General features: G+C 47.0%; 11 protein-coding genes and 2 pseudogenes. 11 read left to right on the top strand and 2 right to left on the bottom strand.

The features are described 5' to 3' along the window. Positions 1-8 precede the first annotated feature (8 nt). From sufD to TRNA_RS38465, 9 genes and pseudogenes are all read left to right on the top strand, one after another. Positions 9-1,322: a Fe-S cluster assembly protein SufD gene (sufD, locus tag TRNA_RS38505; protein ID WP_003185043.1), complete on the top strand. Its 1,314-nt coding sequence runs from the start codon at positions 9-11 to the stop codon at positions 1,320-1,322. Beyond that, a complete protein-coding gene (gene sufS, locus TRNA_RS38500; RefSeq protein WP_003185041.1) occupies positions 1,322-2,542 on the top strand; it encodes a cysteine desulfurase SufS in 1,221 nt (406 codons plus the stop codon). Before sufD ends, sufS begins: the two co-directional genes overlap by 1 nt. Next, the gene (gene sufU / locus TRNA_RS38495; RefSeq protein ID WP_003185039.1) at positions 2,532-2,978 is read left to right on the top strand and encodes a Fe-S cluster assembly sulfur transfer protein SufU; all 447 of its coding nucleotides are present in this window, start codon (positions 2,532-2,534) and stop codon (positions 2,976-2,978) included. The genes sufS and sufU overlap by 11 nt, the downstream gene beginning before the upstream one ends. An 18-nt stretch (positions 2,979-2,996) precedes the next feature. Next, entirely contained in the window at positions 2,997-4,394 is a 1,398-nt protein-coding gene (gene sufB / locus TRNA_RS38490) for a Fe-S cluster assembly protein SufB (RefSeq protein WP_003185037.1), read from the top strand. Between the two features lie 443 nt (positions 4,395-4,837). Then, on the top strand, positions 4,838-5,959 hold the full coding sequence (locus TRNA_RS38485; RefSeq protein WP_003185035.1) for a RapH N-terminal domain-containing protein: 1,122 nt from the start codon (positions 4,838-4,840) through the stop codon (positions 5,957-5,959). A gap of 588 nt (positions 5,960-6,547) precedes the next feature. Further along, on the top strand, positions 6,548-6,931 hold the full coding sequence (locus TRNA_RS38480; protein ID WP_003185033.1) for a hypothetical protein: 384 nt from the start codon (positions 6,548-6,550) through the stop codon (positions 6,929-6,931). 30 nt (positions 6,932-6,961) lie between these two features. Continuing rightward, positions 6,962-7,822, top strand: coding sequence for a DMT family transporter (locus tag TRNA_RS38475; RefSeq protein ID WP_003185031.1), 861 nt, complete (start codon positions 6,962-6,964; stop codon positions 7,820-7,822). Between the two features lie 65 nt (positions 7,823-7,887). After that, a pseudogene (locus tag TRNA_RS38470) lies at positions 7,888-9,008 on the top strand (NAD(P)/FAD-dependent oxidoreductase). A 200-nt stretch (positions 9,009-9,208) separates the two neighbouring features. Further along, positions 9,209-10,048: an FAD binding domain-containing protein gene (locus TRNA_RS38465; RefSeq protein ID WP_003185025.1), complete on the top strand. Its 840-nt coding sequence runs from the start codon at positions 9,209-9,211 to the stop codon at positions 10,046-10,048. 290 nt (positions 10,049-10,338) lie between these two features. On the opposite strand, the gene TRNA_RS38460 is transcribed toward TRNA_RS38465, so the two are convergent. Both TRNA_RS38460 and TRNA_RS38450 read right to left on the bottom strand, forming a co-directional pair. Then, positions 10,339-11,151, bottom strand: a complete 813-nt coding sequence (locus TRNA_RS38460; RefSeq protein ID WP_009329544.1) for an endonuclease I family protein — start codon at positions 11,149-11,151, stop codon at positions 10,339-10,341. Between the two features lie 79 nt (positions 11,152-11,230). Further along, positions 11,231-12,255, bottom strand: a pseudogene (locus TRNA_RS38450) (anthranilate phosphoribosyltransferase). Positions 12,256-12,519: 264 nt separating this feature from the next. On the opposite strand from TRNA_RS38450, the gene TRNA_RS38445 reads away from it, so the two are divergent. Beyond that, the gene (locus tag TRNA_RS38445) at positions 12,520-13,926 is read left to right on the top strand and encodes a YfcC family protein (RefSeq protein WP_011198270.1); all 1,407 of its coding nucleotides are present in this window, start codon (positions 12,520-12,522) and stop codon (positions 13,924-13,926) included. A 178-nt stretch (positions 13,927-14,104) separates the two neighbouring features. After that, entirely contained in the window at positions 14,105-15,301 is a 1,197-nt protein-coding gene (locus TRNA_RS38440) for an MFS transporter (RefSeq protein WP_003185013.1), read from the top strand. The last annotated feature ends 82 nt before the right edge of the window (positions 15,302-15,383 follow it).

Genomic DNA, 15,383 nt, shown 5'->3' with positions numbered 1-15,383 from the left:
GGATAAACATGACATTGGAAACAAAACTATCTGTAGATCGGGAATATGTCAAAAGCTTCTCTGAGAAGCACCAGGAACCGGCATGGCTGCAAGATCTACGCTTAGAAGCGCTTGAAAAAGCAGAAGATCTGCCGCTGCCGAAACCTGATAAAACAAAAATTACAAATTGGAATTTTACACGGTTTGATAAGCATACTGTAGAAAATAAACCGCTTGATTCTTTGGATGATCTTTCAGATGAGGTCAAATCGCTGATCGATCTTGGAAATGAAGACAAAACGCTTTATGTCCAGAGAGACCAGACGCCGGCTTACCTTTCTCTTTCAAAAGAGCTGCAGGATAAAGGCGTCATCTTTACAGATATTCATACTGCGTTCCGCGAACACGGCGAGCTTGTCAAAAAGTACTTTATGAAAGACGGCGTAAAAGCCGATGAGCATAAATTAACTGCATTGCATGCAGCCCTCCTGAACGGCGGAGCCTTCCTTTACGTACCGAAAAACGTCGAGCTGGAAGCTCCGGTGCAGGCTGTTTATGTCCATGAAAGCAACGATACAACGCTTTTCAACCATGTACTTGTCGTTGCAGATGACAACAGTGCCGTCACATATGTAGAAAACTACATCAGCACGGTGAATCCTAAGGAAGCGGTCTTTAACATCGTGTCAGAAGTGATCACAGGCGCGAATGCCCGCGTGCAATACGGAGCCGTCGACAACCTTTCCGCAGGGGTAACGGCTTATGTCAGCCGCCGCGGAACTGCACTCGGACGCGACAGCAAAATTGAATGGGCGCTCGGTTTGATGAATGACGGAGACACCATTTCTGAAAACACGACGAATCTGCATGGAGACGGCACATTCGGCGATACGAAAACGGTTGTCGTCGGCAGAGGAGAACAGACTCAAAACTTTACAACGCAAATCATTCACCACGGAAAGCATTCAGAAGGCTATATTTTAAAACACGGCGTTATGAAAGATTCCGCGTCTTCGATCTTCAACGGTATCGGAAAGATCGAGCACGGCGCGTCAAAATCAAATGCAGAGCAGGAGTCACGCGTTCTTATGCTGAGTGAAAAAGCGCGCGGCGACGCAAACCCGATCCTATTAATCGATGAAGACGATGTAACGGCAGGACACGCTGCATCTGTCGGCCGCGTCGATCCGGTTCAGCTCTACTATTTGATGAGCCGCGGAATTCCTAAAGAAGAAGCAGAGCGCCTCGTCATTTACGGCTTCCTCGCACCGGTTGTCAATGAACTTCCGATTGAAGGCGTGAAGAAGCAGCTGGTCTCTGTGATTGAAAGGAAAGTAAAATAATGAATGCTAAAGATATTCGCGAACAGTTTCCGATTCTCAGCCAACAGGTCAACGGACACGATCTCGTTTATTTGGACAGCGCGGCCACCTCGCAAAAGCCGCGCGTCGTCATTGAGACGCTTGATGAGTATTACAACTCTTACAATTCCAATGTCCATCGCGGCGTCCATACATTAGGAACAAAAGCAACGGATGGATATGAAGGAGCACGTGAGAAGGTCAGGAAGTTTATAAACGCGAAATCGATGCAGGAAATTATTTTCACAAGGGGTACGACAACGGCCCTGAACACGGTTGCGCTCAGCTATGCCCGCGCAAACCTTAAGCCCGGTGATGAAATCGTCATTACACCGATGGAGCACCATGCGAATATTATTCCGTGGCAGCAGGCTGTCAAAGCAACCGGCGCCACGCTGAAGTACATTCCGCTTCAGGAAGACGGCACCATTTCCTTGGACGATGTCAGGGAAACGGTGACGGAAAATACAAAAATCGTCTCTGCAGCGCATGTTTCAAACGTTCTCGGTACGATCAACCCGATTAAGGAAATGGCCAAAATCGCCCACGAACACGGCGCGGTCATGGTCGTAGACGGTGCGCAAAGCACGCCGCACATGAAAATTGACGTCCAGGATTTGGACTGCGATTTCTATACGTTTTCAGCCCACAAAATGTGTGGTCCGACCGGAATCGGGGTATTGTATGGAAAAAAAGCATTGCTTGAAAACATGGAACCTGCAGAATTCGGCGGAGAAATGATCGATTTTGTCGGTCTTTACGAATCGACTTGGAAGGAGCTGCCTTGGAAATTCGAAGCCGGCACACCGATCATTGCCGGCGCGATCGGATTGGGAGCGGCGATTGACTTCCTTGAAGACATCGGACTTGATGAAATATTAGCGCATGAACACCGTTTGGCGGCATACGCGCTGGAGCGCTTTAAAGAGCTTGAAGGCGCTGTTGTCTATGGTCCGGCCGAACGTGCAGGACTCGTGACGTTCAACCTTGAAGACGTTCATCCGCACGATGTGGCAACCGTGCTGGATGCAGAAGGGGTCGCCGTCAGAGCCGGCCATCACTGCGCGCAGCCTTTAATGAAATGGCTGAACGTCTCCGCCACTGCAAGAGCGAGCTTTTATCTGTATAATACGGAAGAAGACATCGACAAACTGATTGAAGCTCTTCAGAAGACAAAGGAGTATTTCACAAATGTCTTTTAATGTGAACTTGGATACACTGTATCGCCAGGTGATTATGGATCACTATAAAAACCCGAGAAATAAAGGGGTTTTGAATGACAGCATCGTCGTTGACATGAACAACCCGACATGCGGTGACCGGATCAGGCTGACGATGAAGATAACGGACGGTAAAGTAGAAGATGCAAAATTTGAAGGCGAAGGATGCTCAATCTCAATGGCTTCTGCGTCTATGATGACACAGGCGATCAAAGGGAAAGACGTGGAGACCGCCCTTCAAATGTCACGGATCTTTTCAGATATGATGCAGGGCAAAGACTACGACGATTCGATTGATTTAGGAGATATTGAAGCTCTGCAAGGCGTTTCAAAATTTCCGGCCCGAATTAAATGCGCAACATTGTCATGGAAAGCCCTCGAAAAAGGCGTTTCCAAAGAAAACAGCGATAACGAATAAAGATTGGAGTGAAAATGGATGGCTAAGAAAATGCCGGATATCGGCGAATATAAATACGGTTTTGCCGACAAAGACGTTTCCATTTTCCGTTCAGAGCGGGGATTGACAAAAGAAATCGTTGAAGAAATTTCACGCATGAAAGAAGAGCCACAGTGGATGCTCGACTTTCGCTTGAAATCTCTTGAACACTTCTACAATATGCCAATGCCGCAATGGGGCGGAGATTTAAACTCATTAAACTTTGATGAAATCACATACTATGTAAAGCCTTCTGAGCGTTCAGAAAGATCATGGGACGAAGTGCCTGAGGAAATCAAACAGACATTTGACAAGCTCGGAATCCCAGAAGCTGAGCAAAAATATTTGGCCGGTGTATCCGCGCAATATGAGTCAGAAGTCGTTTACCATAACATGAAAGAAGACCTTGAGTCTCAAGGGATCGTCTTCAAAGACACAGACAGCGCCCTCAAAGAAAATGAAGACATTTTCCGCGAGCATTGGGCAAAAGTCATCCCGCCGACTGACAACAAGTTTGCGGCCTTGAACTCAGCGGTATGGTCAGGCGGATCATTCATCTACGTGCCAAAAGGCGTAAAAGTGGATACTCCGCTGCAAGCATACTTCCGCATCAACTCAGAAAACATGGGACAGTTCGAACGGACGCTGATCATCGTAGACGAAGGCGCTCACGTCCACTATGTAGAGGGATGTACAGCACCTGTTTATACGACGAACTCCCTTCACAGCGCGGTTGTTGAGATCATCGTTAAAAAAGGCGGCTACTGCCGTTATACAACGATTCAAAACTGGGCGAACAACGTCTTCAACCTTGTGACAAAGCGTGCGGTTTGTGAAGAAAACGCGACGATGGAATGGATCGACGGAAACATCGGCTCCAAGCTGACAATGAAATATCCTGCCGTTATCCTGAAAGGCGAAGGCGCGCGCGGCATGACGCTTTCTATCGCCCTGGCAGGAAAAGGACAGCATCAGGATGCCGGTGCGAAAATGATTCACCTTGCACCGAATACGTCATCCACAATCGTTTCAAAATCAATCTCAAAACAAGGCGGAAAAGTCACATACCGCGGAATCGTACACTTCGGACGCAAAGCCGAAGGCGCCCGCTCAAACATCGAGTGCGACACGCTTATCATGGACAACAAATCAACTTCTGATACAATCCCATACAATGAAATTTTGAACGACAACATTTCATTGGAGCACGAAGCGAAAGTATCAAAAGTATCTGAAGAGCAGCTCTTCTACTTGATGAGCCGCGGTATTTCTGAAGAAGAAGCAACAGAAATGATCGTCATGGGCTTCATCGAGCCGTTCACGAAAGAACTGCCGATGGAATACGCAGTCGAAATGAACCGTCTTATCAAGTTCGAGATGGAAGGGTCTATTGGTTAACCCTTGATACTAAAGGGGGTGATCAGACTTCGATTTGATTGCACCCGAATAAACTTTATGTTTGTGTACCGCAGATATAATCTATTGCCTATCGATTTTCTAAAAGGCGTAGAAATGTATCTGCGGTTTTTTCTTTAGCTTTTTATTTCATAAAAGAGGTTTGAATTTTGCTTCCTAACGATTAGTTATGCCAAATTACATATCAACAGGAAAATATAATCCTTCATCTGTTCTGCCTTCCTTCCTATACTTCTAAAATTCACCCAAACACGGAAAACGAATCATATTGATTAGGCCAAAAAACCTCTAACTTATAAAGATTTCTGAGAATGTTGTTGTGAAAAATTATTACTTTTATGTAAAATGATGACTATGAATAAAAAGGGAATTGCTATTTTGGGTTTTTAGAAAAATTATAATCTTGCGAGAAAGGAAGAGGATATGTGAGCGTGATACCATATGATTTGGTTGCGACGAAAATGAATTTTTGGTATACAGCCTTAAAAAACAATTGGACAGGCAAGGCTGAGGATACTAAGAAAGAAGTTGAACGAGAATTAGAACAAATGGAACAAAATCAGGATGTGATTGTCTATTACAACTTACTGCTCTTCCGGCATAATCTTCAACTTGATTATATGTATTCTAAACCCGGTGTAAATTTAAATAGTCGTTTTGATGAGTTCAAAAAGATTCGCGATCAGAATAATCTGGAAGGAATGTTGGATTATTATTATCATTTTTTCGCTGGAATGTATCATTTCAGACAAAAAGAATTAATCCTTGCGCTGAATTTTTATAGGGATGCCGAGAAAAAACTCGATTCTTTTGATTGTGATGAACTGGAAAAGGCTGAATTTTATTTCAAGGCATCTGAAGTGTATTACCATATGAAACAAACCATCTTTTCGATGAATTATGCAAGTCGTGCGTATAACTTATTCAAAAAGTATGATACTTACGGTGAGCGTCGAGTACAAAGTCAGTTTATTATTGCAGGTAACTGGCTAGATCATATGTATCCCGAAAAAGCTCTACATAATTTAAATAAAGAGCTTAAAGAGTCAGAGACACAAGGAATTCTTCATCTTATGGGTTCATCACATTTAAATATCGGAATATGCTACAATAAATTGGAAGATGTCGATAAAGCAACCTACAATTTTCAAAGAGCTCTGAACCTTTATAAAGAGGAGAAGCATAGTTTTTTGCCAAAAACATTATTCAACCTCGCACATGTCAGGGCAAAGCAAGGGAAGTTGTCAATAACTGATGACCTATACTATGAAGGCAAAGAGTTGGCTGAAAAGAACAAGAATTTAGATATGCTTGCAAAGTTTGATTTAATAAAAGGGCTTTATCTTTCATTTGATCTGGATATGGTTCGCGAATCGTTCAAGTTTTTCGAAAGTAAAGGCAAGTATGCAGACATGGAGGAATACGGTCTTATAGCGGCTGAACTATTAGAGAAAAAAGAAAAAATTCGAGATGCAGTGGAATTCTACCGGATAACAGTTAATGCGAGAAGACAAATTCAAAGGAGTGCTTTTCTACATGTAAACTAAATCGTTCTAGGGGTAGTTAAAGCAGCAGGATTTCTTACTATAAAAAAGAATTTCCCCCAGCATTATTAAAACCTCAAATTTTGATTACTTGATTATTATTTTAAGTAATCGCAGAAAGAAAGGTCGGTCTATGGCAAGCTATTTAAAATCCAGAATCGTATCTTATCTGTTTATTCTTTTGGAAGTGGGGACCGGATTCGCAATTTGCGAGGTGTCAATGGAAAATCCGAATTACTCCTCAGCTTGCGCGGTCTTTATCATAGGTTTTACGATTGGGGAATGCTTCATGATTAGAAAATGGTAAATTTTGATCATGACGGGATACTCTTTACCCTCTTCTATAAAAGTGGGACAGACAGTTGAAAAGCCGGTAAATTCATAGCCTTGTATTTCAACAGTAACTTCTTCTATATGCGGGTTTCATTTTTTCATCTTTGCTTAATACATTAAATCACCTCCTTTATACAGTATTTGTCCATTAAAGAAGAACAGGATCTTCTTGTCAAATATCTTTATTAGATCATATTGTCATGTATAATGAAGGGTATAGCATGTGACATTCATACTGTATAAGAAAGGATATGACCAGTGAAAATGTTGAAAAAGGCTGTGTTGATAGCCGCTGTTTTCTTGCTGGCCGCATTTGCCGGGAGTACAGAAGCCTTTGCTATGCCTTCCAAAGGCGCGGTGAAATTCAGGACGGATGCCAATACATATACGAAATCAGCCACTTCGATCGTTGTCACTGGAAAAAGCCCTGTTACGGGAACGATGATTGCCGTCAGGCTGATCAATAAAAAAGGGACTGTCCTGATCTATCGAGATGTTCATTTAACGCGCGGAAAGCCTCATTTTCGGGTGAGCTTTCCGACGAAAAAGCTGAAACCGGGCAAGTATGACGTCTGGGTGGATGCCGTCAAAGGAAAGAAGTGGCACGGGGAATTGAAGCGCTACATTGTCATCAAGCATTGATCTCTTTTATGATGGACGGAGGGCTGTGTAATGACTGTCGTGGGTTTTTGCGTATTATTATGTTCTGCATTTATCCATGCATCGTGGAACTATCTTTCTAAAAAAGCCGATGGAGGCGTTCCGTTTATCTGGCTGTTCACAGCGATTGCAGCCGTCATCTACACGCCGTTGGCCATAGGTGTCGTCATATATGAAAAGCCTGAGATCGGCATCTGGCAGCTTGTCATCATCATGGCGAGCATCCTTGCTCACTTGGGCTTTTTTCTTGTTCTTCAAAAAGGATACAAAAAGGGCGATCTCTCCCTTGTCTATCCGATCGCGAGGGGGACAGGCCCGCTGCTCACCTGCATGCTGGCGGTCGCCTTTTTTGGCGAGACGTTGACGCTGCCCGCTATTATAGGGATTCTATTGATTGTGATCAGCATTCTTTTTTTTACAGGGGGAGTGAAGCGGTTAAAAGAATCAGGCTCGTTCACACCGGTTCTTTACGGGCTGGCGGTCGGCGGCATTATTGCCGCATATACTCTCCTTGATAAAGCAGCGGTCAGCCGGTTTCTCATTCCGCCATTGCTGCTGGATTATTGCAATACGCTCGGCCGCCTGGTCATATTGACTCCTTATGCCGCGAAAAGCTGGAGTGAAGTCCGGTTTGAGTGGAAGCATCACCGGATGGAAGCTGTCGGGGTCGGGGTTTTTAATTCTTTGGCTTATATTTTGGCGCTGAGTGTCATGGTATTTGCCCCGGTCAGCTATGTGGCGCCTGTTCGGGAAATCAGCATTTTAATCGGAACCGTGATGGGGGCGGTTCTTTTGTCCGAAGGTTTCGGACGACTGAGGATCATCGCGGCTGCCTTAATGGTGCTTGGCGTGATATCGGTAGCCGCTGGTTAGGTTGTGCTCCATCGGTGTGATCCGTTATATTTGTAGAATAAACAGAAATGAAAAAGGTGTTAGTCATGAAATCTTTTATTGTAGTCGGAGCGGCATCCTCGGCGCTTCAGCCGCTTATCATATTGCAAAAAAGGGCGCGGATGTGACATTGATTGACCGCGGAGAGCGGGGAAGGGCTACAGATGCCGCGGCTGGAATCGTCTGCCCCTGGCTTTCGCAGCGCAGGAACCAGGCATGGTACAAGCTTGCAAAAGGCGGTGCGGCGTACTATGCCGATTTAATCAAGCAGCTTGAAGCTGACGGAGAATCGGATACGGGGTATAAACGGACAGGCGCTATCAGCTTGCATACAGACGAGCGAAAGCTGGAGAAAATGGAAGAACGGGCGCATCTAAGGCGCAAGGATGCGCCCGAAATCGGCGAGATCACCCGGTTATCCCATGAGGAAACGAAGCGTTTATTTCCGCCTTTGGCAGAGGGGTACAGCTCGGTTCATATCAGCGGAGCCGCGCGCGTGAATGGAAAATTGCTGCGCCGCTCACTTGTGAATGCCGCAAAAAAATACGGAGCTTCTGTTGTTTCAGGAAACGCTTCATTGCTCTATGAAGGAAACCGGGTAACAGGGATCTCCACAGGGGGCAAGAAAATATACGCTGATCAGGTGCTTGTCACAGCGGGAGCTTGGGCGGACGAGCTCTTGAAGCCGCTCGGCGTTCGTTTTTCAGTCAGCTACCAAAAAGCGCAGATCGTCCACCTTTGTCTTCCTGATGCCGATACCGGCAGCTGGCCTGTTGTGATGCCTCCGAATGACCAATACATACTGGCATTTGAAGACGGCCGGATCGTTGCCGGCGCTACTCACGAAAATGAAGCGGAACTGGACGATCTTCGGGTAACGGCCGGCGGCCTTCACGAAATTTTCTCAAAGGCGCTCGCCGTTGCGCCGGGGTTGGAATTGAGCGAGCTGCTTGAGGCGCGCGTAGGCTTCAGGCCGTTTACACCGGGCTTTCTCCCCGTGATCGGCTCATTGCCGAACATTTGCGGGCTCCTCGTTGCCAACGGTCTCGGCGCTTCAGGGCTTACGTCAGGTCCGTACCTTGGCGCTGAATTGGCAAGGCTCGCTTTGGGAGAAGAGCCTGAGCTTGATATCGCTTTATATGATCCGGCCGGCGCGCTTGAAAGTTGAATCAACGTGCAGAAAAAAGTTCACTCTAGCTTCGAGTGAACTTTTTTCTTGTTTACAGTTTTAAAATAGAATATTGTTCAATATAAATTCATGGAGTAAAATTTTGGGTGAATGAGCTGGCTTTATTTGAAGTGCATGCCGGTTTTTTGAATCGGCTGCCTCTGATTCCAAACAAATTTGGAAAATGAAGGAGGACCGCCATGATCCAGTTTGACTTTGAGTATTACAGCCCCCAATCTGCGCAGGAAGCGGTAAAGCTCTTTCAAAGCCTGGAGCGGGAGGGGAAAAAGCCGGCGTATTGTTCCGGCGGAACAGAACAGTTGATGCTCGGACGGATGAATGTGATCCATACAAATGCCGTCATCGATATTAAAGATATACCTGAGTGCAGGACTTTGCAATTTGAACGGCATCACCTTGCTTTAGGCTCGGCGCTAACACTGACGGAGATCACGGAAAACGGCGGCTTTCCGCTGTTGAGCAAAGCGGCGAGAGAGGTGGCCGACCATACGGCGCGCAATAAGATTACGCTTGGCGGCAATATTTGCGGGCAGATCTTTTACCGCGAAGCGGTGCTGCCTTTTTTATTAACCGACAGCAAAGTGGTGACAGTTGGAGACAAGGGGAAAAAGCGCTATCTGATTCACGACGTATTTGATCAGCAGCTGAAGCTGAGCAAGGGAGAAATCCTCATTTCGCTTTTGATTGAAGAACGCTATCTTCATCAGCCTTTTGCAAGCATAAAAGTGAGGCAGCGATGGGATACGGGATATCCTTTGGCAACGATTTCGGCTCTCGAAATAGACGGACGCGTCCGCTGTGCATTCAGCGGTGTCTGCTCTTATCCGTTTCGCTCCGCTGAAGTGGAATCTGCGTTGAATGACGAGGCACTCCCTGTTGGTCAAAGGGTGGAAGAGGCGATCAACCGCCTGCCCGGTCCTGTATTGGACGATGCGCAAGGTTCCGCAGAGTACCGCACGTTTGTCATCAAACATACTCTGTTTGACATTCTCGGCATGCTGAAAAAGGAAACCTTATGACAAAGCGCTAAAAGGATGGAAGTAACCCTTGAGATGAACGGAGAAAAAAGGCCGGCTTCCATCAAGCCGGCCGACACGCTTTTAGATGTGCGTGGAGGAAGGCTCGGATTGAGCTCGGCTGTTTGAACGGAGACTGCGGGATCTGGGCTGTCAGTGTAGATAATCGGCCCATGAAGCCGTGCCTCGCGGCTGCTGCACAGCAGATTTCTTTCGTTTTATGGATAAAAAATCGGTGCTGAACAAAAAAACAGAGGTTTGAAAAAAGAGCGCTGAGCAGGCGCTTTTTTTGTTCAATTCAAAACGCCCGAGCCCCAAATATCCTCCGCCCATTCAGGGTGATCAATGAACGGATTGCGGTTATGCTGGTATTGCTGATAGATGATATCGTTCCGCTTTCTTTCGAGGGCATCGACAGGGTCTTCATGATGCCATTTCAATAAAACCGACATTTTTCCGTGGTACGGTTTAGACCCGTTGTTCGTTGTATTGTTCATTTCAAGATCCGGATGACCGTCGTCCCCTTCATAGCGGACCGCCATATAGAAAATCATTCTGGCGACATCGCCTTTGATGCTTTTGTCAGGTTCCCAGGAATCGCCGTCATAGTAGTTTCCGGGAGCTCCGGGATAGGGGCTGCCGCCTTCGTCAAAATCAAGGTTTCCGCGGGCGGCGTTAACTTGCACATCGCTGGGCCTGAGGTGATGCAAATCTGTCCCGGGTCCTTTGCTTGTCCCGAAATCACCGTGCGATTTTGCCCATACGTGCTCGCGGTTCCAATCGCCCGTTTGCCCCCCGTTCGCCTGTTTAGAGCGCGACTCTCTGGAATATAACAGTATCACGTTGTTTCGATTGGCCGGATCTTCATCCGTTGCTTTCAGCGCTTCCCATACCTCGCTGTAAGACAGCTCTCGATGATCGTCGATTGTGTCGTGAAGCGCTCGTTTTAAAGCTTCACCTGTTTTGCCCTGCGCCTGTTCGTAGTAATCTGCCGGAGCCGAGGATTGTACGGGTAAGGAAAACAGCTGGAAGGCCTCTGCGTTTTGGGCGGGCGCGCACATCGCCGACAACATCAAAATAAACGGAATGACACACTTTCGGTTCATCTATCGATCCCCTCCTTTTCATTTCTTTCATTATCCAATCTTTTCATGAAAAGGAAATATCATTTTGATTACGGTTTTCTTACGGTCTTGTAAATGAAGCTTTCCACCTTTCAAGAGCTTCCAGACCGGCTTTTTCTTTCAGCTGTTTTTCCGCCGCTTGGACACCTTCTTCAATGGCCGCGCAGTATCCGAACAAATAATAGCGCAATGCGGCATTCATGATGACTTGTTTTCTTTCGTATTCCGTATCCGCCGATTCATCTCCGGCGAGAACGGCTGTTATTTTTTCCGCCTGCTCTTCAGCAGACAGCGGTTTGTTGAGCTTTGCTTCCTCTGCGTAAAGTCCGTATTCTTCAGGTTTTAATATAAAAGAATCGATCTCGCCGTTTTTTATTGTAAACACAAAGCTGCCTCTGTGGACCGGCACATCTTCCGAGCCCTCCGCCCCTGGACAATGAACACTTCTTTGTACGTCAAGCGCTGAAATACGGGATGCATTTTCTGTATGGCCGTCCGGTGAAATGCGCCCATCATAAGCTTGTCGGCATCAGAGAAGTTGACCAGTTTTTCTGCTGTATTCAACACGGTGCGGACGCCGATTTCCTCGCGGATTTTCCTCATGCGAACAAACGGTTTGCAAAATGTTTCGGCGGCGGCGAATCCGATTAAAGCCTTTTCGAGTGAGCGTGCCGTTTGCGCTGGGGCAGTCTCAGAGGGGATTCCGAGTTTGTCCAGGACATCTTTTACGCTCGTTCCATATTTGGGCGGCAATGCATCGCTGCCGTGGAGAAACGCAGGAACGCCGTTTCCTGCGAGAAGGAGGGAGACGGGAATGGTTGCTAAAAAAGAATGTCTTCCTGTATAAGGTCCTGCAAAATCGATGACCGCCTCTTTTACAGCTCTGGAAAGGCTCAATGATTCCGAGCTGTTCCGCAATGCTTCGGTAAACGCGAACAATTCTTCAGGGGACTCCGTTTTGATCCTCTCCGCTATTAACAACGCGGCTGTCTGAGCGGGGCTTGCATTTCCCGTAACAATCGCTTCAGCAGCCTGTCTGGCCTCTTCATAAGTTAAATCCCGGGCGCCCCTTTTTCCTCTGGCCACTTCTTTAATCCACTGCTGCAATGTCAACTCTCTCCTTTACATGCTGATCTTTCTTATGACTTTACATGAAAATGCAGAAAAGGAACAGTCGAGATGATCAGCTTAATGATTGATAGAAAATGTGACGATTTTCTGGATTGCTCGTGTTGATTTATGTATTTTAACTGAAAACACGCTGAAATTTAGAGGATTTTTCAATGCTATCAGCGCTGCGATCATTTAATATGTTAAAAAATTTAACATGGAAGAAGGGGAGATTAAAAAATGGGAATGCCGGCTTACAAAACAGAAGAGGTGAAAAAGAACGAAAAACGCAAAAAGGAATTTCCGCATATTTATGTCATTCTGGCTGTCATGATTGGTCTTATGGCGCTTGCGACATATATCATTCCGGCAGGCGAATATGAACGGGTGGAAAGTCCGGACGGCAGGGAAATGATTGATCCAGCGTCCTACAAACGGGTCGAACAGACGCCGGTTGATATTCTTGGCTTGCTTACGGCGGTTCCGAAAGGGATGACAGAAGCGGCTCCGATTATTGTGTTTACGTTTGTGATTGGCGGAGCTTTTGCCGTTCTGAGGAAAGCATCTGTCATTGAGCTCGGCGTCCGTCTGTTGGCCGATCAGTTCAGGAACAAGCCTGTTTTCGTTACGCCTGTCTTAATATTCGTTTTCTCCGGCATTTCCTGTTTTATCGGGACGCCTGAGCTTTCGATCGTTTATGTCCCTGTCATTCTTCCTTTGCTGCTGTCCCTCGGATATGACCGGATGACAGCAGCAGCAATCGCATTGTGCGGGACGATCGCCGGCTTTACGAGCGCTTTGACAAACCCATTTACCGTGGGAACCTCACAAATGATTTCCGGTCTCCCGCTTTATTCCGGGATGGGGTACAGGGCGGTCATCTTTGTTGTCGTTACGGCGATTGCCGCTGTTTATGTGCTCAAATATGCGGAAAAGATCAGAGCGCATCCTGAAAAAAGCCTGACGGGCAAGGAAGCAGTCGAACCCGTGCCGGCTTTTAAAGCAGGCGGACGGGTGAAATGGGCCGGGATCGCGGCGCTTGGGTTGTTTGCCGGCTTGATTGGGTGTGTAATTTATTTCAGGTGGGATATGCTGACAATGGCGGGCTATTTCCTGGCGCTCGGCATCATTCCTGCTTACATCGCCGGCATGAATTCGAGAGACATTGCCGAGTCCTTTAATGAGGGTTTTAAAGAAGTGCTCGTCGGTGCGATGATTTGCGGCATTGCAAGAGCTGCAGCAGTCGTTATGGCCGACGGGCAGATCATGGATACGATTGTTTACGGCTTGTCTCATGCTGTCTCACAGCTTCCTTCGTATTTAACGGTTACGGCGATGCTCTTTACACAGATGCTGTTTAACTTTTTTGTTCCAAGCGGAAGCGGACAGGCTTTAATAATGATGCCGATTATGGCGCCTTTGGCTGATATCGTCGGAATTACGCGGCAGACGGCGATTCTGGCCTTCCAATTCGGAGACGGTTTTTCAAACATCGTCTTTCCGACATCGGGATATTTTATGGCGACGCTTGCGATCAGCCGGATTGCCTGGAACAAATGGCTGCGATTCATCCTTCCGCTGTTTTGCCTCTGGATGGGAGCGGCCGTGCTTTTCCTGATGTTTGCTAACGCTGTCGGCTGGTCGTAAATGGATAAAAAGGCGGGGGAATCTCCGCTTTTTTATTTACCCATCATTCCTTGAGAAGAAAAAATATGCAAAAATATGAAAAAACTAGACTTTAAACCTATCTGTGGATATACTAATTTAGTAATTGTTCGAATTTAAGATTGTCCGGTATTTTCGGGCTGAAGGAAGGTATCCGCAGATGAAAAAGATGGCCAGATTGTATATGCTCATGCTTAACGTGTTTATCGTGATGCTTGGTATAGGCTTGATTATTCCACTCATGCCTACGTTTATAGAAGAATTCGGCGCGTCAGGCAGCACGCTCGGATTGCTGATCGCGGCTTCGGGGATTACCCAGCTGCTGTTTTCGCCCGTTGCCGGGGAAATGACTGATAAATACGGAAGGCGGAAAATGATCATTTTAGGAATCGGTGCGTTTGCGGTTTCCCAGCTGCTTTTCGCCTTGGCGAGCCAGATGTGGCTGCTGTTTGTTTCCCGCCTTCTCGGCGGAGCGGGAGCTGCGTTTTTGGTGCCGGCCATGTTTGCCTACATCGCTGACATCACATCGGAAAAGGATCGAAGCAAAGGGATGGGGCTGATCAGCGCCGCGATGTCTCTCGGCTTTGTCATCGGTCCGGGAGCAGGCGGATATTTGGCGGCGTTCGGGCTCACCTTCCCGTTTTACGTGTCAGCCGGATTAGCCGGCTTGGCGACGGTTTTATCGCTTCTTGTCCTCCCGGAAACGCTCAGTCAAGAAAAGATGCTTGAAAAGCGCCGCTCCGTTCAAAAGCGCGAACCGCTCGCTAAGCAAATGGCGCGCGCGCTGCGGTCGCCGTATGCATTTCTGTTTATCCTCGTGTTCATCTTGAACTTCGGGATCATGAATTTCGAGGCGGTATTCAGCCTTTATGTCGATCATAAGCACGGCTTTACACCGGGAGACATTGCCTTTGTCATAACAGCGGCAAGTCTGATCGGCGTGTTCGTCCAGGCGGTGGCTCTCGGGATGCTGACGAACCGCTTCGGCGAAAAAAAGCTGATGAACATGACGCTGATCGGTTCTGCCGGAGCGCTTGCCGTCTGCTCGATTGCCGGTTCGTACTGGCTGGTTTTCGGGGCAACAATTGTTTTCTTCATGCTGACGTCCATTCTTCGACCGGCGATTAATACGCTGATTTCAAAAATGGCCGGAGATGAACAGGGATTTGCCGCAGGCATGAACAATGCGTTTATGAGCCTTGCCAACATTGTCGGACCGACAGTGGCCGGTCTGTTATTCGATGTGAACGTAGAAATTCCATATATTTTTGGTGTGGTCGTTCTCGTGCTCAGCTTTTTGGCGGCAGTCAGCTGGGGGCGGAAGCAGCAGGCGCGCACAATTCCTGAAAAAGTATAAGGGAGCCGGCACATATGCCGGCTTTTTTATGGTGAAATGCTCAAATCATCAAATATGCCGGCGCGGCTTTACATCCTCCGAT

The organism is Bacillus licheniformis DSM 13 = ATCC 14580 (assembly GCF_000011645.1).
GTDB classification, from domain to species: Bacteria; Bacillota; Bacilli; order Bacillales; family Bacillaceae; genus Bacillus; species Bacillus licheniformis.
Note: the sequence above shows the minus strand (reverse complement) of the source record. Positions and strands in the feature narration are given on the sequence as shown.